Raw genomic sequence first — 24,991 nt, forward strand, 5'->3', positions numbered from 1 at the left:
GAGCAGCCCGTGGCTCTTTGGGGTTGTCAGAATCGAATCTCGAAGCCTGCGGTTCCCACGAAGGGCATTTCTTCGATAGTGTGGATTATCGGCTAGAATTTACGCACTGAACCAGACTTGCTCTGCACAGTGGGGGCTTGGCTCCGGAGAACTTCCCCGGAGTTTGCCCTTGAAGAATTCACGTTTGAGTTTCACTGTGCAGTATCTTTAGGTCTCATATGCACGAAGTAGCGAAGGAGCATCGTGTCTGAGGAAAACCAGACTTTCCAGGCGGCGGCTCGCCCGTCCGGTAAGCGCCAGGCGACGGGCGCGCAGACCACCGTGGCGAAGAAGCCTGCGCGTGAGAAGGAGACCAACGAGCTTTCGACTCGTAACCCTTTGGTTTTCATCAAGCAGGTTGTTGACGAGCTGCGCAAGGTGATTTGGCCGACCGGCCGCCAGATGGTCACCTACAGCATCATCGTGATTCTGTTCCTGATTGCCATGATCGCTCTCGTGTGGGGTGTGGACACGCTGGCCGGTCTGGGTGTCCGATCGGTGTTGGGCAAGTAATCGGTTATACTGTTTCGCAGTGATGCTTTTCATCCCGCCTCCGAGTTCCGGACGGCGGGATTATTCGTTAGCGCAGCTGGTGTCTGGCTGTGCGAAGTGATTGCGGATGGCATATTGGCTCTTAAGACTCTTTAGGCGAAGATGCCAATGTCGCGAACCGTTGATGTAGATACAAGAGGGGTTAGCACGACATGAATGATGGTCAGAATATTTTCTCCGACGCCCAGTCCGCGGATGCTGCCGCAACTGAGCAGGATGCGCAGGGCGCACCGGCTCAGGTAGAAGCTCCGGCCGAGGGTGCAGCCGACGCAGCCGCAGCCGACGCAGCCGCAGCCGACGCAGCCGCAGCTGACACTGCTGCAGCAGAAGCAGCGCCGGCAGAGGAGACTGCCGCTGACGCTGAGGCACAGGCAGCTGCTGACGCAGATGCCGAGTACCGTAAGCGCCTGCGCGAGTTCCAGCGTGAGCTCAAGCGTCGTCCGGGCGACTGGTACATCATCCAGTGCTACTCCGGCTACGAGAACAAGGTGAAGACCAACCTGGAAATGCGCGCCCAGACCATGGGTGTCGATGAGCAGATCCACGAGGTCATCGTTCCGGTTGAGGAAGTCGAAGAGCGCAAGGACGACGGCAAGAAGAAGATCGTTAAGCGCAAGCTGCTGCCGGGCTACGTTCTGGTTCGTATGAGCCTGGATGACCCGTCCTGGTCCGTCGTCCGCGACACCCCGGGTGTTACTTCCTTCGTCGGTAGCGAGGGCCAGCCGTCCAAGGTCAAGATTCGCGAGGTCGCTAAGTTCCTCATGCCGAAGGAGACCATCACCGCGGACGCCGCTGAAGAAGCTGCAAATGCCGACGGTGAGCTGGCTGTCGCAGCGGCGCCGCAGGCGGAGAAGAAGGCCGTCGCCATCGACTACGAGGTCGGCGAGTCCGTCACCATCCTGTCCGGTCCGTTCGCATCTGTGGCTGCGACCATCTCCGAGATCGACCCGGACACCGGCCGCATGAAGGCTCTGGTTTCCATCTTCGGCCGTGAGACCCCGGTCGAGCTGGGCATCGATGAGGTCGAGAAGCTGAACTAGGCCCGACCTCAAGCCAGGCGCAGAGCCAAGCGGAGAGCACCGCCAAGCCAAGCGCCGAGCAAGGCACCAGCTAGCTCGCTCGCGCAACCAATCCGGTAACGGATTTTGATGCACGCCATACGCTGCGGTAACGTAGCCAGGCGTGCATTTTTGTGCCTTGAGCACAGATGCGCCAAGTAATTCGTATCCCCGGTGGCTGGCACCAACTCAATGACCAGCGCCAGTGGCCATGATGGTCGAGGGCGCAAGGGTCGTCGTAAAGCGTCGGCATCCGGACGGGGTGAGTCGCCTTTTCATCGGGGCGGCGCGCCCCGGTAACTAGGAAGTAGGTTAATCCGATGGCTCCGAAGAAGAAGCTTTCTGCGATTATTAAGCTGCAGATTCAGGCTGGTCAGGCTAACCCGGCTCCGCCGGTTGGTCCGGCACTGGGTGCTCATGGTGTCAACATCATGGAGTTCTGCAAGGCTTACAACGCAGCAACTGAGAACCAGCGTGGCAACGTTGTCCCGGTTGAAATTTCTGTCTACGAAGACCGCTCCTTCACCTTCGTTCTGAAGACCCCGCCGGCAGCTAAGCTGCTGCTGAAGGCCGCTGGCATTCAGAAGGGCTCTGGCGTTCCGCACACCAACAAGGTCGGTTCCGTGACCTGGGAGCAGTGCAAGGAAATCGCCGAGCTGAAGAAGCCGGACCTGAACGCTAACGACATCGAGATGGGTGCACGCATCATCGCCGGTACCGCTCGTTCCATGGGCATCACCGTCGAGGGCGCTAAGTAAACCGTCAGCGTTTAGCTGCACCTTCATCAAGTGGTAGGGCCAGCTTCGGCCCGCTACACACCACAATCCAACCATTTCACTTAATTGAGATTGGACTTTTCATGAGCAAGAACTCTAAGGCATACCGCGCCGCCGCCGAGAAGATCGACGCCGGCCGCATCTACTCTCCGCTCGAGGCCGCTAACCTGGCCAAGGAGACCTCCTCCAAGAACTACGACGCCACCATCGACGTCGCTATCCGCCTGGGCGTTGACCCGCGCAAGGCTGACCAGCTGGTTCGCGGCACTGTCTCCCTGCCGAACGGCACCGGTAAGACCGTCCGCGTTGTTGTTTTCGCTGCTGGCGAGAACGCCACCAAGGCTGAAGAGGCCGGCGCTGACTTCGTTGGCTCCGAGGAGCTGATCGAGAAGATTCAGGGCGGCTGGACCGACTTCGACGCTGCCATCGCAACTCCGGACCAGATGGCCAAGGTTGGTCGCGTGGCTCGCATCCTCGGCCCGCGTGGTCTGATGCCGAACCCGAAGACCGGCACCGTTACCCCGGATGTCGCTAAGGCTGTCACCGAGATCAAGGGCGGTAAGATTTCCTTCCGCGTTGACAAGGCTGCAAACCTGCAGGCTGTTATCGGTAAGGCATCCTTCGACGCTGAGAAGCTGGCCGAGAACTACGGTGCGCTTATCGACGAGCTGATGCGCCTCAAGCCGTCCGCTGCTAAGGGTAAGTACCTGAAGAAGATCACCGTCTCCGCCACCAACGGCCCGGGCATCCCGGTTGACACCAGCGTGATCAAGGACTACACCGCCTAAATCAGCATCAGCCGATAGGCGAGTGTGCTCTTCACGAGTCACTCGAGAGTGACTCTGAGCAAAGCTCTTTAAAACCGCCGCCGCGCGCACTTTCCCACAGTGTGTAAGGTGGCGGTTTTGCATTGGCATAAGGGGTATCGATAGCGCGGTGGGGGCTTGGGCGCGGTAGACGTCGTAAAGCGAATTGCTAATCCAAACAACTAATCCAGGCGAAATGGACTCACAGCCAAAGTTTGTTGCTTAAAATCGCGACTATGACGTTAATTTTGGAACCCGAAGAAGGGCTGGAGGCGCTCGGCGAGATTAATCGCCTGGCGCAGCTCGACGACGGTTCCGGAATTATTGAACCGCAGCTCATCTCGTATCTCGACTCGTTGGGCGACGACGCCTATGACATGCCCTGCCTGCGCATCGCAGGACAGACTCTGCTGGGCGAGGTACTGACGGGGCTAGGGGAGGACGAGCGCGTAGCTGAGGTCCTTCGCCGCAATATCCAGGACTCTGTGGTGCTTCCGGGGATGAGTGAGGAGGAAGCTCTACAAGCTCGGGCGGCGCAGGTCGTGGTCGTGCGGCTGTTGCGCATCATTGCGCGGATGGAGGCCGTCGAGCTGCGCAATGTCGTGGCGCAGCAGTGTTTGGCATCGCAGATCCCGCCGGTTGTGCGCGTGGCACTGACACTCACCGTGGATATTCTCGACGCCGCCAGATTGGACGCACATCCCGACGACATGGTGCGCGTGGTGCTCGACTACGCCGACCAAGTGCTCTGGCTTGCCGACGACGACCTGAATGCGTACTTTGCCGAGCTCGAGATGATTGTCCAGCAACGTGAGAAGGACCTGGAGTTCGGCCGCTTCGGAGAGCCAGGTGCGGCGCGGTTTGGATAGGCGATTTGGTTAATTGCCAGGGTCTGGTATAAAGTTTCTTCATGAAGTTTGACCGGCTTCCAATCGGTACCAACATCGAGTTGGGAAGATGGAGGTTGGTACTCAAGTTTCACCGAAGACCGTCGGTCATTCGCTTTGAAAGAAGCGGATTGAAGGTTTCATTGTAGAAATACAGTGAGCGGCCCACGCAGGAGGACTTGGAAGCGCTTGCGCAGTTTGACTTCACCTGCTGACCTTGGGGTCGGTGGAGTTGAAGTGGAACATGCCAAAAGAATTGTGCGCCCCATCCTTGTGCGAGGATTGGGGCGTTTGTTGTATTTGCGCAAAAGAATCCTTCACTTGGCCGAGCGGAAAATTGCAAAGACCAGGAAGGAGGCGAGAGTACACATGGCAGCAAATGCTGAGAAGATTGCAGCTGTTGCAGCGCTGAAGCAGGACGTTGAAGAGTCCAACGCTATCGTGCTGACTGAGTACCGCGGCCTGTCCGTTGCGGAAATCACGGAACTGCGTCGCGCCCTCGGTGCTGATGTTAAGTACTCCGTCGCCAAGAACACCATGATCAAGATCGCTGCCGACGAGGCAGGGATTGAGGGTCTTGATGAGCACCTGAACGGCCCGACTGCAGTCGCCTTCATCAAGGGCGAGGCTGTGGATGCGGCTAAGGCGATTAAGAAGTTCGCCGGTGACAACAAGAACCTCGTGATCAAGGGCGGCTACATGGACGGTGCTGCAATGGATGCAGCACAGTTTGAGGCTCTTGCGGATATGGATAACCGTGAGACCACGCTGGCAAAGCTGGCTGGTGCCTTCAACGGCGTTCTGGCGAACGTCGCTGGCCTGCTCGACGCTCCGACCTCCTCGGTTGCCCGCCTTGCTGCGGCACTCGAGGAAAAGAAGTAATCCCGAGCGGCTCGCGATCTACGCGAACTAAATCACGCGAAAAACTTTTCAATATCACTTTGACGGCTTCGACCCCAGGGATCTCTGAGGGGAGCGGCCGCACCACACTCATAGGAGAATATCCATGGCTAAGTACACCACTGAGGAACTGCTCGAGGCTTTCAAGGAAATGACCCTCGTTGAGCTCACCGAGTTCAAGAAGGCTTTCGAGGAAGAGTTCGACGTCACCGCTGCTGCTCCGGTTGCAGTTGCTGCTGCAGGCGCTGCTGGCGGCGAGGCTGCTGCTGAGGAGAAGGACGAGTTCGACGTCGTCCTCGAGGACGCTGGCGCTAAGAAGATCGGCGTTATTAAGGCTGTCCGTGAGATCGTCTCCGGCCTGGGCCTGAAGGAGGCTAAGGAGATGGTTGAGTCCGCTCCGAAGGCTATCCTGGAGGGTGCTTCCAAGGACGACGCTGAGGCTGCTAAGGCTAAGCTGGAAGAGGCTGGCGCAAAGGTTGCCCTCAAGTAATTCAATTACTTGCCTCGGCCCCGGTAGTGGCCTAAAGCTACCAATTCTGACCGCCAATTCTGGGCTTCGTGCCCGGGGTTGGCGGTTCTTTTGTTCCTGGGGCCTTTGCTAACCCACCTGACCCGGGCAAAACCTCACTAATCTCACCCGTCACAGGGAGTTGAGGCAAAAACCAGCCCACTCATTGTCTTGATTACCCTTATTGGCCTGTAAAGTATCTAACATGCTCTCACGGCCGAGAATTCTGTCTATCCTTCTGTTGGGTCTAGGCACCGCACTGCTTGCTGCTGGCATTTTGCTGCCCAAAGTGCTCAATGTTGATCCCAAAATGCCGCTTGACCTGCCGCCGGTGTCGTATACCCTGCGGGCGGAAGACGGCGTATCCACCAGGATTAACGAAGAGGGCAAGCGGGAAGAAGTGCACTCGCCGCTGCAGCGACAGCTTCACGGCGTGCTCATCGAACCCGCGGATGCGGACAAGGTTTCGCTCCGTGTCGGCGTGACTGAAATGCGTGAGCTTCCCCCTGAGGTTATCGGCACCGACCCGCTGACGGAGCTTATCGAGGCCAATATCTGGACGGTGACCATCGACCGACTCACCGGCGAGGCGCTGGCTCCTGCGACGCTTGTCGACCGCATGGCGGGCGTTCCACGGTCAGTGGCTTTCGAGGGGAACTGGGTGAAGCTCCCGGCCGACACGGAGGAAAAGGAATACCTGATCTTTGATGATCTCCTCCACGATTCCTTGCCGGCAAAGTTTGTCGGGGAAGAGGAGCGCGGTGGTAACCGTGTCCTGCATTTCCGTCAGGACATTGAGAAGACGAATCTCGCCCAGAAGTACCGTTCTTACGTCTCTCAGCTAACCCAGGATGACAAGTCCGGCTTCCTCCAGTACCAGGGCACCCGTGATTTGTGGGTTGAGCCCAAGTCTGGCTCGGTCATCGATATGGCCGAGGACATCCACCTTTGGTGGGAGACCCGCGATGGCGAGCCGATCATGGACTACCTGCGCTTCAACGGCAAGATGGACGAAGGCCTTTCCAATCAGCTTCTCTTTGGCGCAATACAGAATTTCCAGCGCCCAGCTCTAGAGCCGTGGTCAATCGGCCTCATTGCGTCCGGTTCGATTCTGGTATTCATCGCAATCGTGGGTATCGTGCGTCCTTCGACCCGTCGTAAAACAGAGTAACGCTTTACGACGGCCATAGCGCCCAGGCCTCATCGTTATATCGGTAACGGGTGAATGCGACACGCCCGATTTGTCAAGTTGTACTAGACAACTGCCAGTTTTTGATATAGGCTAAATCGTTGCGCTGGAATTAGTGTATCTGTCGCCAGCTCTTTTATAGTTTGCGCTCGGAGCGCGGGGCTATTATGTAGCACCGTTTTTCGTGCATCTAGCTGTTAAAGGAGTTGCTGCGACGCCGCCGTTAGGGCTCGGGGCTCGCCTTTAAAGGCTGGTCTTGGAGGCCAAGTGGCGGGGGAATCACTTTCGTGTGTGACCAAAGGTTAGACGCAAAGTATCCCGGTGCGCAACAGAAATAATTCCTGCAACTTGAATCGCGTATAAACCAAGCGGGCGGAGCGCACCACCGGTTGCCGGTGTGCTCCACCGCGTGAGGTGCTGGAAGGACGCATCTTGGCAGTCTCCCGCCAGACCAAGGCAGTAACCGGTATTCCCGGAGCTTCGAAGAGGTACTCGTTTGCAAAGATTCAGGAGCCGATTGCGGTTCCTGGTCTGCTCGACCTGCAGCGTGAGTCTTTCGCATGGCTCATTGGCACGCCTGAGTGGCGTGCTCGTCGCCAGGAGGAGCTCGGAGAAGACGCTCGGGTTACCAGCGGTCTCGAAGATATTCTAGAAGAGCTCTCTCCGATCGAGGACTACTCCCAGAAGATGTCCCTGACGCTGTCGGACCCATGGTTCGACTCCGTCAAGAACACCGTGGATGAGTCCAAGGATAAGGACATCAACTACTCGGCTCCCCTCTACGTCACCGCGGAGTTCACCAACCGCGAGACCGGTGAGATCAAGAGCCAGACCGTCTTCATCGGTGACTTCCCGATGATGACGGACAAGGGTACGTTCATCGTCAACGGAACTGAGCGTGTCGTTGTTTCTCAGCTGGTGCGCTCTCCGGGCGTCTACTTCGATGAGACCATCGACAAGTCCACCGAGCGCCCGCTGCACTCGGTGAAGATTATTCCGTCGCGCGGTGCGTGGCTGGAGTTCGACGTCGACAAGCGGGACACCGTCGGCGTTCGTATTGACCGTAAGCGTCGCCAGCCGGTCACGGTTCTGCTGAAGGCTTTCGGCTGGACCACCGAGGAGATCAAGGAGCGCTTCGGCTTCTCTGAGATCATGATGGCCACCCTGGAGAAGGACGGTGTTGCAAACACCGACGAGGCCCTGCTGGAGATTTACCGCAAGCAGCGCCCGGGTGAGCCGCCGACGCGCGAGTCCGCGCTGGCTCTGCTGGAGAACAACTTCTTCAAACCGAAGCGCTACGACCTGGCTAAGGTCGGTCGCTACAAGGTCAACCGCAAGCTGGGCCTGGGCGCTGATGCCTCCGGCGAGATGGTTCTGACCGAGCAGGATATTGCTACCACCATCGAATACCTCGTGCGTCTGCACGACGGCGAGAATGTTATGACCTCGCCGGAAGGCGTCGAAATCCCGGTTGAGACCGACGATATCGACCACTTCGGTAACCGTCGTCTGCGTACCGTAGGCGAGCTGATTCAGAACCAGGTCCGCGTGGGTCTGTCCCGCATGGAACGCGTGGTTCGTGAGCGCATGACCACTCAGGACGTGGAGTCGATCCAGCCGACCACCCTGATTAACGTGCGCCCGGTTTCCGCGGCTATCCGTGAGTTCTTCGGTACTTCCCAGCTGTCCCAGTTCATGGACCAGAACAACTCGCTGTCGGGCCTGACCCACAAGCGTCGTCTGTCCGCACTGGGCCCGGGTGGTCTGACCCGTGACCGTGCTGGCCTTGAGGTTCGAGACGTTCACCCGTCCCACTACGGTCGCATGTGTCCAATTGAGACCCCAGAGGGTCCGAACATTGGCCTGATTGGTTTGCTGTCCTGCTACGCACGCGTGAACCCGTTCGGTTTCATTGAGACTCCGTACCGTCGCGTCCGCGATGGTGTCATCACCGACGAGGTCGACTACCTCACCGCTGATGAGGAAGACCGCTACGTCGTCGCGCAGGCCAACACCCCGATCGACGAGAACGGCCACTTCGTTCAGGAGACCCTGTCTGTTCGTAAGAAGGGTGGTGACGTCGAGTCCGTCCGCGCCGATGAGGTCGACTACCTCGATGTTTCCCCGCGTCAGATGGTCTCCGTGGCTACCGCCATGATTCCGTTCCTCGAGCACGACGACGCTAACCGTGCCCTGATGGGTGCGAACATGCAGCGTCAGGCTGTGCCGCTGCTGCGTTCGGAGGCTCCGTTCGTCGGTACCGGTATGGAGCAGCGTGCTGCTTACGACGCCGGCGATGTCATTGTCGCTTCGGTCACCGGTGTGGTCGAGACGGTGTCGGCAGACTTCATCACCATCATGGACGATGAGGGCCAGCGCCACACCTACCTGCTGCGCAAGTTCGAACGCACCAACCAGGGCACCTGCTACAACCAGAAGCCACTGGTTGACGAAGGCCAGCGTGTTGAGGCCGGCCAGGTCATCGCTGATGGTCCGGGTACCGACAACGGTGAGATGGCACTTGGTAAGAACCTGCTCGTGGCATTCATGCCGTGGGAAGGACACAACTACGAGGACGCCATCATCCTGAACCAGCGCATGGTTGAGGAGGACATCCTGACCTCGATTCACATCGAGGAGCATGAGATTGATGCCCGCGACACCAAGCTGGGTCCGGAGGAAATCACCCGTGACATCCCGAACGCATCCGAGGAGATGCTGAAGGATCTGGATGACCGCGGTATCGTCCGCATCGGTGCCGACGTTCGCGACGGTGACATCCTGGTCGCTAAGACCACCCCGAAGGGTGAGACTGAGCTGACTCCGGAGGAGCGCCTGCTGCGCGCTATCTTCGGCGAGAAGTCCCGCGAGGTCCGTGACACCTCCATGCGTGTCCCGCACGGTGAGTCCGGCAAGGTCATCGGCGTCCGCGTCTTCTCCCGTGAAGACGATGACGACCTGGCACCGGGTGTCAACGAGATGGTCCGCGTCTACGTTGCGCAGAAGCGCAAGATCCAGGACGGCGACAAGATGGCAGGTCGCCACGGTAACAAGGGTGTTATCGGCAAGATCCTGCCGCAGGAGGACATGCCGTTCCTGCCGGACGGCACCCCGGTCGACATCATTCTGAACACCCACGGTGTTCCGCGTCGTATGAACATCGGCCAGGTCCTCGAGGTTCACCTCGGCTGGCTGGCGAAGGCCGGCTGGAGCATTGAGGGCGACCCGGATTGGGCTAAGCGTCTTCCGGCAGACCTGCACGACGTTCCGTCCGACTCCCTGGTCGCAACCCCAGTGTTCGACGGTGCTGAGAACGAGGAGCTCGCTGGTCTGCTCGCGTCGTCCCGCCCGAACCGTGACGGCGAGGTGCTGGTCAACGCTGACGGTAAGGCCACGCTGTTCGACGGCCGCTCTGGCGAGAAGTTCCCGTTCCCGGTTTCGGTGGGCTACATGTACATGCTGAAGCTGCACCACCTGGTCGACGAGAAGATTCACGCTCGTTCCACCGGTCCGTACTCCATGATTACCCAGCAGCCGCTGGGTGGTAAGGCTCAGTTCGGTGGTCAGCGCTTCGGTGAGATGGAGGTGTGGGCAATGCAGGCATACGGCGCTGCCTACACCCTGCAGGAGCTGCTCACTATCAAGTCCGATGACGTGGTTGGCCGCGTCAAGGTCTACGAGGCAATCGTGAAGGGCGACAACATTCCGGATCCGGGTATTCCGGAGTCGTTCAAGGTGCTTCTGAAGGAACTGCAGTCGCTCTGCCTGAACGTTGAGGTCCTTTCGGCCGACGGCGTTCCGGTTGAGTTGGGCTCCTCCGACGATGAGGAACTCGACCACGCGACCGCTTCCCTCGGCATTAACCTGTCCCGCGATGAGCGTTCCGACGCTGACTCCGCATAGTTTCTCGCTTAACGACGAAACATTGCGTGAGTATCAGGGTCGGGAAGCCCTAACTCGCGAATAACCCAACACAGACGACAACGTACAAAAACCTCCGCAGAGAATTTGGTTTCCGCATTACTTCGATGCGGAGGGAAAGGGAAAACAGGTGCTCGACGTCAACAACTTTGACGAGCTCCGGATTGGGCTCGCTACCGCCGACGACATCCGCCGCTGGTCTCGCGGTGAGGTCAAGAAGCCCGAGACGATTAACTACCGTACGCTGAAGCCGGAAAAGGATGGCCTTTTCTGTGAGCGTATCTTTGGCCCGACCCGTGACTGGGAGTGTGCTTGTGGTAAGTACAAGCGCGTTCGCTTCAAGGGCATCATCTGTGAACGCTGTGGCGTTGAGGTGACCAAGTCGAAGGTTCGCCGTGAGCGCATGGGCCACATTGAGCTGGCCGCTCCGGTCACTCACATCTGGTACTTCAAGGGTGTGCCGTCCCGCCTCGGCTACCTGCTCGATTTGGCTCCGAAGGATCTGGAAAAGATCATCTACTTCGCTGCCAACATCATCACTTCTGTGGATGAAGAGGCTCGCCACAACGACCAGGAAACCCTCGAAGCAGACATGCTCGTGGACAAGAAGCTGGTTGAGGACGACCGCGACCAGGAGCTGGCCGAGCGCGCCCAGACCCTGGAAGAGGATCTGGCTGAGCTCGAGGCAGCCGGTGCCAAGGCTGACGCCCGCAAGAAGGTTCAGTCTGCAGCCGAGCGCGAGATGCGCCACATCCGTGAGCGCGCCCAGCGCGAGCTGGATCGTCTCGATGAGATTTGGAACACCTTCATCAAGCTCGAGCCGAAGCAGATGATTATCGACGAGGGTATTTACACCGAGCTCGTCGACCGCTACGAGGACTACTTCACCGGTGGTATGGGTGCTGAGGCTATTCAGACCCTGATCCGCAACTTCGACCTGGCCAAGGAGGCCGAGGAGCTGCGCGAGATTATTCGCGACGGCAAGGGTCAGAAGAAGATGCGCGCCCTCAAGCGCCTGAAGGTTGTCACTGCATTCCTGCAGTCCGGCAACGACCCAGCCGCTATGGTGCTCGACTGCATCCCGGTGATTCCGCCGGAGCTGCGCCCGATGGTGCAGCTCGACGGTGGCCGCTTTGCGACCTCGGACTTGAACGACCTCTACCGTCGTGTCATCAACCGCAACAACCGCCTGAAGCGCATGATCGACCTCGGCGCTCCGGAGATCATCGTCAACAACGAGAAGCGCATGCTTCAGGAATCCGTTGACGCACTGTTCGACAATGGACGTCGCGGCCGCCCGGTCACTGGTCCGGGTAACCGCCCGCTGAAGTCCCTGAGCGACCTGCTCAAGGGTAAGCAGGGTCGTTTCCGTCAGAACCTGCTGGGTAAGCGTGTTGACTACTCCGGCCGTTCGGTTATTATCGTCGGCCCGCAGCTGAAGCTGCACCAGTGTGGTCTGCCGAAGCTGATGGCACTTGAGCTGTTCAAGCCGTTCGTGATGAAGGAGCTCGTGGCCAAGAGCTACGCGCAGAACATCAAGAGCGCGAAGCGCATGGTTGAGCGTCAGCGCCCAGAGGTGTGGGACGTCCTCGAAGATGTCATTACCGGACACCCGGTCCTGCTGAACCGTGCACCTACGCTGCACCGCCTGGGTATTCAGGCTTTCGAGCCGGTCCTGGTTGAGGGTAAGGCAATTCAGCTGCACCCACTGGCATGTGAGGCTTTCAACGCCGACTTCGACGGTGACCAGATGGCAGTCCACCTGCCGCTGTCCGCTGAAGCACAGGCCGAGGCTCGCGTCCTGATGCTGTCCTCGAACAACATTCTGTCGCCGGCTTCCGGTAAGCCGCTGGCTATGCCGCGTCTGGATATGGTCACTGGCCTGTACTTCCTGACGCTGGAGAAGCCGGAGCTGCCGGGTGGCCACCAGGATGCCACCGAGGACGCACCGGAGCAGGGTATTTACACCAGCCCGGCCGAGGCCATCATGGCTTACGACCGCGGTGCAATTGGTCTGCAGAGCCCGATTAAGGTGCGCATCAGCCACCTGCGTCCGCCGGCCGAGATTGAGGCCGAGCAGTTCCCAGACGGTTGGAACAAGGGCGATACCTGGCTGGCTTCGACCACGCTGGGCCGCGTTATGTTCAACGACCTGCTGCCGTGGAACTACCCATACGTCGAAGGCGTTATGGCTAAGAAGCCGCAGGCTGCGATCATCAACGACTTGGCTGCCAAGTACCCGATGATCACGGTCGCTCAGACCGTCGACAAGCTCAAGGATGCTGGCTTCTACTGGGCTACCCGTTCTGGTGTCACCATTGCTATGTCTGACGTGCTGGTTCTCCCGAACAAGCGGGAGATCCTAAACGGCTACGAAGAGAAGGCCGCCACGGTGGAGAAGAAGTTCCGCCGCGGTAAGCTCTCGGCTGCTGAGCGTCACGAGTCGCTGGTTAACCTGTGGAAGGCTGCGACGGCTGAGGTCGGTGAAAAGGTCGAGGCTCTGTACCCGGATGACAATCCGATTCCGATGATCGTGAAGTCGGGTGCTGCCGGTAACATGGGCCAGATTCACTCGCTGGCCGGCATGAAGGGTATGGTTACGAACCCGCGTGGTGAATACATCACCCGTCCGATTAAGACCTCCTTCCGCGAAGGCCTGTCGGTTCTCGAGTACTTCAACAACTCGCACGGTTCCCGTAAGGGTCTGGCCGATACCGCGCTTCGTACCGCTGACTCGGGTTACCTGACCCGTCGTCTGGTCGACGTTGCGCAGGACGTCATCGTTCGCGAAGAGGACTGTGGCACCCACGATGGTGTCATTGTCGAGATCGGCGAGGATGTTCTGGACGCAGCCGGCAACCCGACCGGCGAGATCCGTCGTGCGAAGTATGTCGAGACCGCCGCGATTGCTCGTGTGCTGGCAGCCGATGTCACCGACGCTGAGGGCAATGTCCTTATCGCGGCTGACACCGACCTGAACGACGACCACATCACCCTGGCTCTCAGCCACGGTGTCAAGGAAGTCAAGGTCCGCTCGGTTCTGACCTGTTCCACCGCAACCGGTGTCTGTGCCAAGTGCTACGGTCGCTCGATGGCAACCGGCAAGCTGGTCGACATCGGAGAGGCTGTCGGTATTGTTGCTGCGCAGTCCATTGGTGAGCCGGGTACCCAGCTGACCATGCGTACGTTCCACCAGGGTGGTGTCGGTGGCGACATTACCGGTGGTCTGCCGCGTGTCCAGGAGCTGTTTGAGGCCCGCGTGCCGAAGAACAAGGCTCCGCTGGTCCGCGAAAACGGTCGCGTGCGCCTGGAGGAGGACGAGCACTTCTACACGCTCACCCTCATCCCGGATGCCAACAGCGAAGACGAGGTTGTTTACGACAAGCTGTCCAAGCGTCAGGGCCTGGCTGAAATCACTGTCGATGGCCGTCGTCGCGCCATCCGCGATGGTGACCATGTGGTCAAGGGTCAGCAGCTGCTCAAGGGCGCTGCCGATCCGCACGAGGTCCTCGAGGTTCTGGGCCGCCGAGGCGTCCAGCGCCACCTCATCGAGGAAGTCCAGTCGGTCTACCGTGATCAGGGTGTGGCCATTCACGACAAGCACATCGAGGTTATCGTCAGCCAGATGCTGCGCCGCGTGATTGTGTCTAAGCCAGGTGACTCCGAACTGCTGCCAGGTGCACTGGTCGAGCGCTCCACGGTCATGGCGAAGAACCGCGAGATTGTCGCCTCCGGTGGCAGCGTCATCGAAGGCCGTCGCGTGCTGATGGGTATTACCAAGGCATCGCTGGCCACCGAGTCCTGGCTGTCCGCCGCCTCCTTCCAGGAGACGACGCGCGTGCTTACCGACGCCGCTATCAACAAGCGCTCGGATAAGCTCATCGGCCTGAAGGAGAACGTGATCATCGGTAAGCTGATCCCGGCTGGTACGGGTATCTCGCGCTACCGCAACATCACGGTTGAGCCGACTGAGGAAGCTGCCCGCCAGGCAGCCGCCCCGTTCGCTTCCTTCGGCGAGGGCTTCTACGGTGCCGAGGACACCTACGGCATCGACCAGGTCGGTTCCGCAGTTCCGCTGGATGACATCGGAACCTTCGAGTAAAAATCAATAGCTTTGCGGCAGCGGCTGGGGGGAGCGGGAGAATTCCCTCGGTCACTGTCTGGCAAAGCACCTCGCCTGACAGTTGGGGCTTCGTGCGCTAACTGTTAGGTGGCAACCGGAAAAATCCTCCGGCACAGTTGTGGCTTACTAGCGGATTGCTAGTTCGTCACGGTCGTGCCGGAGGATTTTTCTTTGTCGAGGCAACCCAACTGGAAAACTCGGCTGGAGACTGAAGAAAGGCGATAGGAACAGAGGCAAGGGGCAGGGGAGGAAGGGCCTAGGGGTTCCGTCCCGACCTCCCTCCTCTACATCTTGAAAGCCTCTGCAATCGGGGTGTTGCCCTCGTTGAAGTTAATCATGCGACCAACGGTAGCCTCGTTGAACACGGCCTGCGCGATGACATTGGCAACGGTCGCACGAGCGACCTCGCCTGCCTTGTCCGCCGTGGTGTCGATGGAATCCTGGCCCTCGTTGAGCGTGAGCGCACTCGGGCCGAGAATGGTCCATTCCAGGTTTGAAGCGCGCAGCGCTTCGTCGGCTGCAGCCTTGGACTCGGCATAGGCAAAGAAGCTGTGATCCTCTGGAACGCCATGGTCGTGGCCCGCACCAAAGTAAGAGACCATCACGTAGCGCTTAACGCCAGCCTGCTCGGCTGCGGCAATCGAAGTAATAGCTGCGTCGCGGTCGATCGCGTACGTCCGTTCTGGTGAACCTCCACCAGCGCCGGCGGACCAAATCACAGCGTCGTGCGCGCTGAGAAGGTCCGCAAACTGTTCGGTCGAGAGACTGGCGATGTCGTAAACGGCTGGTGTGGCGCCGAGAGCCTCGATATCCGGAACCTGGTCGGGGTTGCGAATAACAGACGTGACCTCGTAGCCATCGTCGATAAGTAGGGGAGTAGAGATTTGGGCCACCTTGCCGTGGCCGCCAATGACAATAACCTTCTTAGACATGTCCCCACCTATACGCTGCCAGTACACTGCTGGCAATGAAGAAGGCATTCGCCTGTGGTGAACATGGCGATTAAGTTTCTCCAGCGCTGATGCAGGACAGTACTATGGGCAAACCGAACGGACGGCAGAATTGGCCGAGTTATCAATTCAAACCGGCATAGTAACGTCTGCGTCTTTTGGGGCGAGGCGCGCCGTGCTGAACACCCAAAAATTTGATCACCAAGCCCACAAGCGCTCAAAGTGCTTGAAATTTATAGGCCATTACCAGGGTGTTTGGACTAAACCCGCAGCTCGCGTACTGTTATACAACGATCCCAGAAAAGAATTGGGAACTTGAGACATTACCCAGTAGGCCAGCGAGAGCGGCTGACTGGGTTTCGCACGTTCAAAATCCCTCCATTTCTTGCGTTCAACCGATGGGCTCACCACTGGATGAGTAATAACTTTTCTTGTGATGCATTCACACGGAAGGTGGTTACTCCGCTGCGGTTGGCATCGGTCGTGAGAATGTCCAGCGAGGATTGAAAACAGAAAGAGGCTTCATGCCCACTATTCAGCAGCTGGTCCGCAAGGGCCGCCATGACAAGAAGGCTAAGGTTGCAACCGCAGCTCTGAAGGGTTCCCCTCAGCGCCGCGGCGTTTGCACCCGTGTTTACACCACCACCCCGAAGAAGCCGAACTCGGCTCTTCGTAAGGTCGCTCGTGTTCGCCTGACCTCCGGTGTCGAGGTTTCGGCTTACATTCCGGGTGAGGGCCACAACCTGCAGGAGCACTCCATGGTGCTCGTTCGCGGTGGTCGTGTTAAGGACCTCCCGGGTGTCCGCTACAAGATCGTCCGTGGTTCCCTTGACACCCAGGGCGTCAAGGACCGCAAGCAGGCTCGTTCCCGCTACGGCGCAAAGAAGGAGAAGTAAGCCATGCCACGTAAGGGCCCAGTACAGAAGCGTCCTGTCGTCAACGACCCGGTCTACGGCTCCCCTCTGGTGTCGCAGCTGGTCAACAAGGTTCTGATCGACGGTAAGAAGTCGACTGCAGAGCGCATCGTCTACGGTGCACTTGAGATGTGCGAAGAGAAGACCGGTACTGATCCGGTGCTGACTCTGAAGCGCGCAATCGAGAACGTCAAGCCGGCTCTTGAGGTTCGTTCCCGCCGTGTTGGTGGCGCCACCTACCAGGTCCCGGTCGAGGTTCGTCCGGGCCGTGGCACCACGCTGGCACTGCGCTGGCTGCTGATGTTCTCCCGTCAGCGCCGTGAGAACACCATGACCGAGCGTCTCGCTAACGAGATTCTCGATGCATCCAACGGCCTGGGTGCATCCGTCAAGCGTCGTGAGGACACTCACAAGATGGCGGAAGCAAACCGCGCATTCGCTCACTACCGCTGGTAATCGCTTATCGACGGAGGCCGCGAGTGGTCACCGTCGTAAAGCAGCTGCCGGTATGTCAACGGCGCGCGTCGGTCGAGGTCCACAGATCTTTAAGGGTCACTCAATAGGGGCCAGCCCGGCGCTTACACCCGATGTCTTGCGTAGAATTTACGCAATAGGTGTACGTCACGGCGCGACTTCGCGCCAAGACGGTGGCATTATAGATAAAGCAAACCCGACCGACGGCGGATTTGACGGCCAATTGCAATCCCGTGATTGAGTCTCACCGCCAAACCGATTTGAAACGAGTGGGGAATCAAGTGGCTGAAGGTGCACTTCCCGTAAAGAAGGACCTCCACAAGGTCCGCAACATCGGCATCATGGCGCACATCGATGCTGGTAAGACGACTACGACCGAGCGCATCCTGTACTACACGGGTATTAACCGCAAGGTCGGCGAGACTCACGATGGTGCGTCCACAACCGACTGGATGGAGCAGGAGAAGGAGCGCGGTATCACCATTACCTCCGCTGCTGTGACCTGTTTCTGGAACGACAACCAGATCAACATCATCGATACCCCGGGCCACGTCGACTTCACCGTTGAGGTTGAGCGTTCCCTGCGTGTGCTCGACGGTGCCGTCGCAGTCTTCGACGGTAAGGAAGGTGTCGAGCCGCAGTCTGAGCAGGTTTGGCGTCAGGCTCAGAAGTACGATGTCCCGCGTATTTGCTTCGTCAACAAGATGGACAAGCTGGGCGCTGACTTCTACTACACCGTTGGCACCATCGTTGACCGCCTCGGTGCTAAGCCGTTGGTTATGCAGCTGCCGATTGGCGCTGAGGATGACTTCGACGGCGTTGTTGACCTGCTGGAGATGAAGGCCCTCATGTGGCCGGGCAAGGTTGAGATCGGTACTCCTGCGCAGGTCGAGGAGATTCCGGCGGACATGGTCGACAAGGCTAACGAGTACCGTGAGAAGCTCATTGAGACCGTCGCTGAGTCCGACGAGGAGCTCATGGAGAAGTACTTCGGTGGCGAAGAGCTGACCATGGACGAGATCAAGGGCGCCATCCGCAAGATGGTTATCAACTCTGAGGTCTACCCGGTCTACTGTGGTACCGCGTACAAGAACAAGGGTGTTGAGCCGCTGCTCGACGCTGTCATTGACTTCCTGCCGAATCCGCTGGACATCGGTGAGGTTCACGGCCACCAGATGGGCGACGAGGACGTCGATATGGTCCGTAAGCCGTCTAAGGATGAGCCGTTCTCCGCTCTCGCATTCAAGATTGCTGCTCACCCGTTCTTCGGCAAGCTGACCTTCGTCCGCGTTTACTCCGGTCGTGTGGAGCCTGGCCAGCAGGTCCTGAACTCCACCAAGGACAAGAAGGAGCGCGTCGGTAAGCTGTTCCAGATGCACGCCAACAAGGAGAACCCTGTTGACGAGGCAGTGGCAGGTAACATCTACGCCTTCATTGGTCTGAAGGACACCACCACCGGTGACACCCTGTGTGCACAGGATGCTCCGATCGTTCTGGAGTCCATGTCCTTCCCTGATCCGGTTATCTCCGTTGCTATTGAGCCAAAGTCCAAGGCTGACCAGGAGAAGCTGGGTACCGCTATTCAGCGTCTGGCTGAAGAGGACCCGACCTTCACCGTTCACCTGGATGAGGAAACCGGCCAGACCGTTATCGGCGGTATGGGCGAGCTCCACCTCGACGTCCTGGTTGACCGCATGAAGCGCGAGTTCAAGGTCGAAGCAAACATCGGTAACCCGCAGGTTGCTTACCGCGAGACCATCCGCAAGCCGGTCGAGAAGTTCGAGTACACCCACAAGAAGCAGACCGGTGGTTCGGGTCAGTTCGCCCGCGTCATCATTGCTCTGGAGCCGTACTCCCCGTCCGCTGAAGAGGTGGAAGAAGGCGAGTCCACAACTTACCTCTTCGCAAACGAGGTCACCGGTGGCCGCGTTCCGAAGGAGTACATCCCGTCTGTCGACGCTGGTATCCAGGATGCAATGCAGTACGGTACCCTCGCCGGCTACCCGCTGGTGAACATCAAGGCAACCCTGCTCGACGGTGCTTACCACGAGGTTGACTCCTCCGAAATGGCCTTCAAGATCGCTGGTCAGCAGGCTCTGAAGGAAGCTGTTCAGAAGGCTAAGCCGGTCCTGCTCGAGCCGATGATGGCCGTTGAGGTCATTACTCCGGAAGAGTACATGGGTGAGGTCATCGGTGACATCAACTCCCGTCGTGGCCAGGTCAACTCCATGGAAGACCGCACCGGCGTCAAGGCTGTCAAGGCTCTGGTTCCGCTGTCCGAGATGTTCGGCTACGTTGGTGACCTGCGTTCCAAGACCCAGGGTCGCGCTAACTACACCATGATCTTCGACTCCTACGCTGAGGTTCCGTCCTCCGTGGCCGAGGAGATCATTGCAGCTCGTACCGGCGCTTAAATCACGCCGGTAGGGTGGGGCACTCAATCAGAGTTGACCCCATCCCTGCACGCACTGCACTGTCACTCTTTTAGAGAACGCAGTGCGAGGGTCTGCAGCTTTAGTAGATTCCCTCTAGCTTTGACTGTGCTGAGACATCGTCAGACTGTTGGCGTGTGTTAGCACAGGCAAGCTCTAGGGGGTAGCTGCTCGCAATTCATATCGTTGGCCGATTTTAGATCGCAGCTCAAATATCTAGCATTTATGCAGGTAAATGACGATGTGAGTTGCTGGCCGTTACCCACCCTTAACTAGGGGGTTGGTCTGGTTTGGAAAACTCCAGTATCCTGCCCTAGTATCGAGTAACTGGCACAGTGAAAGAATAGTGCTCTTTTGCGCGCGCACGTTCCGAAGTCGGAAGCGAACAGCTTCAAGGCTTCTGATGCTTGTGAAGGCGGATTGAGTGACCACAAAATTGTGGCTGCGAGAGTCGTGGCCACCTAGACCTCCAGGAGGACTAAAAGTGGCAAAGGCGAAGTTCGAGCGTACGAAGCCGCACGTCAACATCGGTACCATTGGTCACGTTGACCACGGTAAGACCACCACTACCGCCGCTATCACCAAGGTTCTGGCTGACAAGTTCCCGGACCTGAACGAGTCGTTCGCTTACGATGCCATCGATAAGGCACCGGAAGAGAAGGAACGTGGCATTACCATCAACGTTTCCCACGTTGAGTACCAGACGGAGAAGCGCCACTACGCTCACGTCGATGCCCCGGGCCACGCCGACTACATCAAGAACATGATTACCGGTGCTGCTCAGATGGACGGCGCAATCCTGGTTGTCGCTGCTACTGACGGCCCGATGCCGCAGACCCGCGAGCACGTTCTGCTGGCTCGCCAGGTTGGCGTTCCGTACATCCTCGTTGCACTGAACAAGTGCGACATGGTCGACGACGAAGAGATCATCGAGCTCGTCGAGATGGAGGTCCGCGAGCTGCTGGCTGAGCAGGACTACGACGAGGAAGCTCCGATCGTCCACATCTCCGCTCTGAAGGCTCTTGAGGGCGAAGAGAAGTGGGTCAACTCCATCCTCGAGCTGATGGAAGCTTGCGACGAGAACATCCCGGATCCGGTTCGCGAGACCGACAAGCCGTTCCTGATGCCGATTGAGGACATCTTCACCATTACCGGTCGCGGCACCGTTGCTACCGGTCGTGTTGAGCGCGGCGTTCTGAACGTTAACGACGAGGTCGAGATTCTGGGCATCAAGGAGAAGTCCCAGAAGACCACCGTTACCGGTATCGAGATGTTCCGCAAGCTGCTGGATTCCGCTGAGGCTGGCGACAACTGTGGTCTGCTGCTCCGCGGTACCAAGCGTGAGGACATCGAGCGCGGTCAGATCGTTGCTAAGCCGGGCGCTTACACCCCGCACACCGAGTTCGAGGGTTCCGTCTACATCCTGTCCAAGGATGAGGGCGGCCGTCACACCCCGTTCTTCGACAACTACCGTCCGCAGTTCTACTTCCGCACCACCGACGTCACCGGCGTTGTTTCCCTGCCGGAAGGTGTCGAGATGGTCATGCCGGGCGACAACGTTGACATGTCTGTCAAGCTGATTCAGCCGGTCGCAATGGACGAGGGCCTGCGCTTCGCTATCCGCGAGGGTGGCCGCACCGTCGGCGCTGGCCGCGTTACCAAGATCGTTAAGTAAGTCTTTTCCCCATAGGGGAAATGCTTTAACTTAAGTCTTAGAAGAATCCCGACTCCGCGTAAGCGGAAGTCGGGATTTTTTGTATCTGTACATAGCCGACACTAGACCGGGCGGGGCGGCGCAATAGCCGTCGTCAAGCAGACTGTGCCGTAATGGGTGTGATGTACGTTGCACTTTGGAATCGTGATTTTACATTCGTAGCCCGGACGTGCTTTAATACGGAGGTTGCTTTAACAAAGGCGTTCGCGCCAATTGTTGTATCAGGCCCAGCTGGGAACCAGTACGAAATTGGACATAGCGCCTATGGTAAGGCGAGCATGACCACGTAGGGAAGTTTCTTCCCAATCGTGCCTCACGGAGAAAACGGGCGACACGCCCGACCGCGGGGGTCGGAGGTGGCATGGCAAATTAACAGCGGCAGTAGGCAAATGAAGAGCCCCACGAGGGGGACTTGTTTTCCACTGGGATTTGAGTGCAAGGCGTTATTCGTCCGCTCGGGTCATGGCCATAAGTTAATTTGCCATGACGATCGAAGACGAAATCGCTTTGAAGTAATGCACAACCCAGTTTTGATTTCTGGCGCTGGCCATAGTTGCTGACGGCGTCGAGAAACATTGACAGGGTCGACGCCCCTTTAATTGGGGCGCGCCGACCGAGGAGAGGACAAGCGTGGCCGGACAGAAGATCCGCATCAGGCTCAAGGCCTACGACCACGAGGCTATCGACGCTTCTGCGCGAAAGATCGTGGAGACCGTTACCCGTACGGGTGCACGCGTCGTTGGCCCGGTGCCGTTGCCAACCGAAAAGAACGTTTACTGCGTTATCCGTTCGCCGCACAAGTACAAGGACTCGCGCGAGCACTTCGAGATGCGCACTCACAAGCGTCTGATCGACATTCTCGATCCAACGCCGAAGACAGTCGATGCACTTATGCGCATTGACCTTCCGGCAAGTGTCGATGTGAACATTCAGTGATCCTGGACTTTTGGTAGCGGAGACAAGATAAATGAGTGAAAACGAGATCAAGGGCATCCTGGGCACGAAGCTCGGTATGACTCAGATCTTCGACGAGGAGAACCGCGTTGTTCCGGTTACCGTCGTTGAGGCTGGGCCGTGCGTAGTGACTCAGGTGCGCACTAAGGAAACCGACGGCTACGACGCCGTCCAGATTGCATACGGCGAAATTGACCCGCGAAAGGTCAACAAGCCGGAGGCCGGCCACTTCAAGAAGGCCGGTGTGACCCCGCGTCGCCACAGCGTTGAGATTCGCACCCCGGACGCTTCCTCTTACGAGGTCGGCCAGTCCGTTGGTGTCGACATCTTCGGCGAAATTGAGTACGTCGACGTCACTGGTACCTCTAAGGGCCACGGCTTCGCCGGTGGTATGAAGCGCCACGGCTTTGCTGGCCAGGGTGCCGCTCACGGTAACCAGGCTGCTCACCGTCGTGTTGGTGGCATTGGCGCTTGCGCCACGCCAGGACGCGTCTTCAAGGGCAAGCGCATGGCAGGCCGCATGGGTAACGACCGGGTCACGACCCAGAACCTGAAGATCCAGAAGGTTGACGCTGACGCGAACCTGCTGCTCATCAAGGGCGCAGTTCCGGGTGCACGCGGCGGCCTGCTGGTTGTTAAGACTGCCACGAAGGGTGGTGCTCACGCATGACCAACCTCAAGCTAGACGTACACACCGCTGAAGGCGGCGTGAACGGTTCGGTTGAGCTTCCTGCTTCCGTGTTCGACGCGGAGGTGTCCATCGCCCTGATGCACCAGGTTGTTGTCGCGCAGCGTGCAGCAGCTCGCCAGGGCACCCACAAGGTCAAGACCCGCGGTGAGGTTCGCGGCGGTGGCCGCAAGCCGTGGCGCCAGAAGGGTACCGGTCGCGCTCGTCAGGGTTCGATCCGTGCTCCGCACTGGACCGGCGGTGGCGTTGTCCACGGCCCGGTGCCGCGCGATTACAGCCAGCGCACCCCGAAGAAGATGATTGCAGCTGCTCTGCGCGGCGCACTCTCTGACCGTGCTCGCCACGACCGCATCCACGTTGTCGAGGAACTGGTCCCAGGCCAGACCCCGTCCACCAAGGCAGCTCGTACTTTCGTCGAGCGTCTGACTGAGCGCCGCAACGTGCTCGTCGTTCTGCCGCGCGAGGACGTCAACTCGTGGAAGTCGGTTCGTAACCTGCCAGGTGTCCACATCCTGTCTGAGGATCAGCTGAACACCTACGACGTTCTGAAGGCCGATGACGTCATCTTCGCCGTTCAGGCACTCAATGACTTCATCACTCGCACCGCCGGTAAGGAGGAGAAGTAATGGCTACCATCGCAGATCCCCGCGACATCATTGTTGCACCGGTAGTGTCTGAGAAGTCCTACGGACTTATGGAGCAGGGCGTTTACACGTTCCTGGTTCACACCGACGCTAACAAGACCCAGATCAAGATCGCGGTCCAGGAGATTTTCGGTGCCAAGGTCGCTTCCGTCAACACCCTCAACCGTGAGGGCAAGCGCAAGCGTTCCCGCACCGGCTACGGCAAGCGCAAGAACACCAAGCGCGCCTACGTGACTCTCGCGGCCGGCAGCGATCCCATCGACATCTTCGGCGGTTCGGCAGCCTAGCCGCTAGCCGACGAGGAAGTTAAGGAAGAGCAAAAGTATGGCTATTCGTAAGTACAAGCCGACTACGCCGGGTCGCCGCCAGAGCTCCGTCTCCGAGTTCAGCGAGGTTACTCGCTCGACTCCTGAGAAGTCTCTGCTGCGCCCGCTGTCGAAGACTGGTGGCCGTAACGTACACGGTCACATCACCACTCGCCACAAGGGTGGCGGACACAAGCGCCAGTACCGCGTCATCGACTTCCGTCGTAATGACAAGGACGGCATTCCGGCAAAGGTCGCTCACATCGAGTACGACCCGAACCGTACCGCCAACATCGCACTGCTGCACTACGCAGACGGTGAGAAGCGCTACATCATCGCTCCGAAGAACCTGAAGCAGGGTGCCATCGTTGAGTCCGGCGCTAACGCCGACATCAAGGTTGGTAACAACCTGCCGCTGCGTAACATCCCGACCGGTTCCACCATTCACTGCGTGGAGCTCAAGCCGGGTGCCGGTGCACAGCTGGCACGTTCTGCTGGTGCTTCTATTCAGCTTCTCGGTAAGGAAGGCAAGTACGCAGTTCTGCGTATGCCGTCCTCTGAGATCCGTCGCGTCGACGCTCGTTGCCGTGCAACCGTCGGTGAGGTCGGAAACCAGGATCAGATCAACATTCGTTGGGGCAAGGCCGGCCGTATGCGCTGGAAGGGCTGGCGCCCGACTGTCCGCGGTGTTGTCATGAACCCGGTTGACCACCCGCACGGTGGTGGTGAGGGTAAGACCTCCGGTGGTCGCCACCCGGTTTCCCCGTGGGGCCAGAAGGAAGGCCGCACCCGTAAGCCGAACCGTCCGAGCGACCAGCTGATCGTTCGTCGCCGTCGTACCAACAAGAATAAGAAGCGCTAAGGAGGGAACTGAGAATGCCACGCAGCCTTAAGAAGGGCCCGTTCGTCGATGAGCACCTCCTCGCGAAGGTCGATGCACAGAACGAGAAGGGCACCAAGCAGGTCATTAAGACCTGGTCTCGCCGCTCCACGATTCTCCCCGATTTCATCGGCCACACCTTCGCCGTTCACGACGGTCGCAAGCACGTGCCGGTGTTCGTGGATGACTCTATGGTCGGCCACAAGCTGGGCGAATTCGCCCCGACCAAGACCTTCAAGGGTCACGTCAAGGATGACAAGAAGGGACGTCGATAAGC

General features: G+C 58.7%; 21 protein-coding genes. 20 read left to right on the forward strand and 1 reads right to left on the reverse strand.

Features of this window, described 5'->3' with window-relative positions; genetic code table 11:
• The first annotated feature begins 243 nt into the window (after window positions 1-243).
• The 10 genes from secE (at window position 244) to EGX79_02000 (ending at window position 14,738) form a co-directional block, all read left to right on the forward strand.
• The gene (secE, locus tag EGX79_01955; protein AYX81050.1) at window positions 244-552 is read left to right on the forward strand and encodes a preprotein translocase subunit SecE; all 309 of its coding nucleotides are present in this window, start codon (window positions 244-246) and stop codon (window positions 550-552) included.
• Window positions 553-743: 191 nt separating this feature from the next.
• A complete protein-coding gene (nusG, locus tag EGX79_01960; protein AYX81051.1) occupies window positions 744-1,631 on the forward strand; it encodes a transcription termination/antitermination protein NusG in 888 nt (295 codons plus the stop codon).
• A gap of 338 nt (window positions 1,632-1,969) precedes the next feature.
• Window positions 1,970-2,407: a 50S ribosomal protein L11 gene (gene rplK / locus EGX79_01965; protein AYX81052.1), complete on the forward strand. Its 438-nt coding sequence runs from the start codon at window positions 1,970-1,972 to the stop codon at window positions 2,405-2,407.
• A 101-nt stretch (window positions 2,408-2,508) separates the two neighbouring features.
• On the forward strand, window positions 2,509-3,213 hold the full coding sequence (locus EGX79_01970; GenBank protein ID AYX81053.1) for a 50S ribosomal protein L1: 705 nt from the start codon (window positions 2,509-2,511) through the stop codon (window positions 3,211-3,213).
• A 254-nt stretch (window positions 3,214-3,467) separates the two neighbouring features.
• Window positions 3,468-4,100, forward strand: a complete 633-nt coding sequence (locus EGX79_01975) for a hypothetical protein (protein ID AYX81054.1) — start codon at window positions 3,468-3,470, stop codon at window positions 4,098-4,100.
• A gap of 387 nt (window positions 4,101-4,487) precedes the next feature.
• Complete coding sequence (locus EGX79_01980) at window positions 4,488-5,000, forward strand: 50S ribosomal protein L10 (protein ID AYX81055.1); 513 nt, start codon at window positions 4,488-4,490, stop codon at window positions 4,998-5,000.
• 124 nt (window positions 5,001-5,124) lie between these two features.
• Complete coding sequence (locus EGX79_01985) at window positions 5,125-5,508, forward strand: 50S ribosomal protein L7/L12 (protein AYX81056.1); 384 nt, start codon at window positions 5,125-5,127, stop codon at window positions 5,506-5,508.
• Window positions 5,509-5,731: 223 nt separating this feature from the next.
• Window positions 5,732-6,697, forward strand: a complete 966-nt coding sequence (locus EGX79_01990) for a DUF3068 domain-containing protein (protein ID AYX81057.1) — start codon at window positions 5,732-5,734, stop codon at window positions 6,695-6,697.
• A 432-nt stretch (window positions 6,698-7,129) separates the two neighbouring features.
• Entirely contained in the window at window positions 7,130-10,618 is a 3,489-nt protein-coding gene (locus tag EGX79_01995; GenBank protein AYX81058.1) for a DNA-directed RNA polymerase subunit beta, read from the forward strand.
• A 148-nt stretch (window positions 10,619-10,766) separates the two neighbouring features.
• Window positions 10,767-14,738, forward strand: a complete 3,972-nt coding sequence (locus EGX79_02000; GenBank protein AYX81059.1) for a DNA-directed RNA polymerase subunit beta' — start codon at window positions 10,767-10,769, stop codon at window positions 14,736-14,738.
• Between the two features lie 305 nt (window positions 14,739-15,043).
• On the opposite strand, the gene EGX79_02005 is transcribed toward EGX79_02000, so the two are convergent.
• The gene (locus tag EGX79_02005) at window positions 15,044-15,691 is read right to left on the reverse strand and encodes an SDR family oxidoreductase (GenBank protein AYX81060.1); all 648 of its coding nucleotides are present in this window, start codon (window positions 15,689-15,691) and stop codon (window positions 15,044-15,046) included.
• A 542-nt stretch (window positions 15,692-16,233) separates the two neighbouring features.
• Between EGX79_02005 and EGX79_02010 the strand changes: the two genes are divergently transcribed.
• From EGX79_02010 to EGX79_02055, 10 genes are all read left to right on the forward strand, one after another.
• Window positions 16,234-16,605, forward strand: coding sequence for a 30S ribosomal protein S12 (locus EGX79_02010; GenBank protein ID AYX81061.1), 372 nt, complete (start codon window positions 16,234-16,236; stop codon window positions 16,603-16,605).
• Between the two features lie 3 nt (window positions 16,606-16,608).
• Entirely contained in the window at window positions 16,609-17,079 is a 471-nt protein-coding gene (locus EGX79_02015) for a 30S ribosomal protein S7 (GenBank protein ID AYX81062.1), read from the forward strand.
• A gap of 299 nt (window positions 17,080-17,378) precedes the next feature.
• The gene (gene fusA, locus EGX79_02020; GenBank protein ID AYX81063.1) at window positions 17,379-19,511 is read left to right on the forward strand and encodes an elongation factor G; all 2,133 of its coding nucleotides are present in this window, start codon (window positions 17,379-17,381) and stop codon (window positions 19,509-19,511) included.
• A 502-nt stretch (window positions 19,512-20,013) separates the two neighbouring features.
• Window positions 20,014-21,204: an elongation factor Tu gene (gene tuf / locus EGX79_02025; GenBank protein AYX81064.1), complete on the forward strand. Its 1,191-nt coding sequence runs from the start codon at window positions 20,014-20,016 to the stop codon at window positions 21,202-21,204.
• Window positions 21,205-21,873: 669 nt separating this feature from the next.
• Window positions 21,874-22,179: a 30S ribosomal protein S10 gene (locus EGX79_02030; GenBank protein ID AYX81065.1), complete on the forward strand. Its 306-nt coding sequence runs from the start codon at window positions 21,874-21,876 to the stop codon at window positions 22,177-22,179.
• A gap of 31 nt (window positions 22,180-22,210) precedes the next feature.
• On the forward strand, window positions 22,211-22,867 hold the full coding sequence (locus EGX79_02035) for a 50S ribosomal protein L3 (GenBank protein ID AYX81066.1): 657 nt from the start codon (window positions 22,211-22,213) through the stop codon (window positions 22,865-22,867).
• Window positions 22,864-23,511 (forward strand): 50S ribosomal protein L4, encoded by a 648-nt coding sequence (locus EGX79_02040; protein AYX81067.1) that lies wholly within the window; start codon window positions 22,864-22,866, stop codon window positions 23,509-23,511. The genes EGX79_02035 and EGX79_02040 overlap by 4 nt, the downstream gene beginning before the upstream one ends.
• Complete coding sequence (locus EGX79_02045; protein AYX81068.1) at window positions 23,511-23,816, forward strand: 50S ribosomal protein L23; 306 nt, start codon at window positions 23,511-23,513, stop codon at window positions 23,814-23,816. The genes EGX79_02040 and EGX79_02045 overlap by 1 nt, the downstream gene beginning before the upstream one ends.
• 37 nt (window positions 23,817-23,853) lie before the next feature.
• Complete coding sequence (locus EGX79_02050; protein ID AYX81069.1) at window positions 23,854-24,696, forward strand: 50S ribosomal protein L2; 843 nt, start codon at window positions 23,854-23,856, stop codon at window positions 24,694-24,696.
• Window positions 24,697-24,710: 14 nt separating this feature from the next.
• A complete protein-coding gene (locus EGX79_02055) occupies window positions 24,711-24,989 on the forward strand; it encodes a 30S ribosomal protein S19 (GenBank protein ID AYX81070.1) in 279 nt (92 codons plus the stop codon).
• Window positions 24,990-24,991 lie beyond the last annotated feature (2 nt).

It is taken from the genome of Corynebacterium jeikeium (genome assembly GCA_003955985.1).
Taxonomy (GTDB): domain Bacteria; phylum Actinomycetota; class Actinomycetes; order Mycobacteriales; family Mycobacteriaceae; genus Corynebacterium; species Corynebacterium jeikeium_D.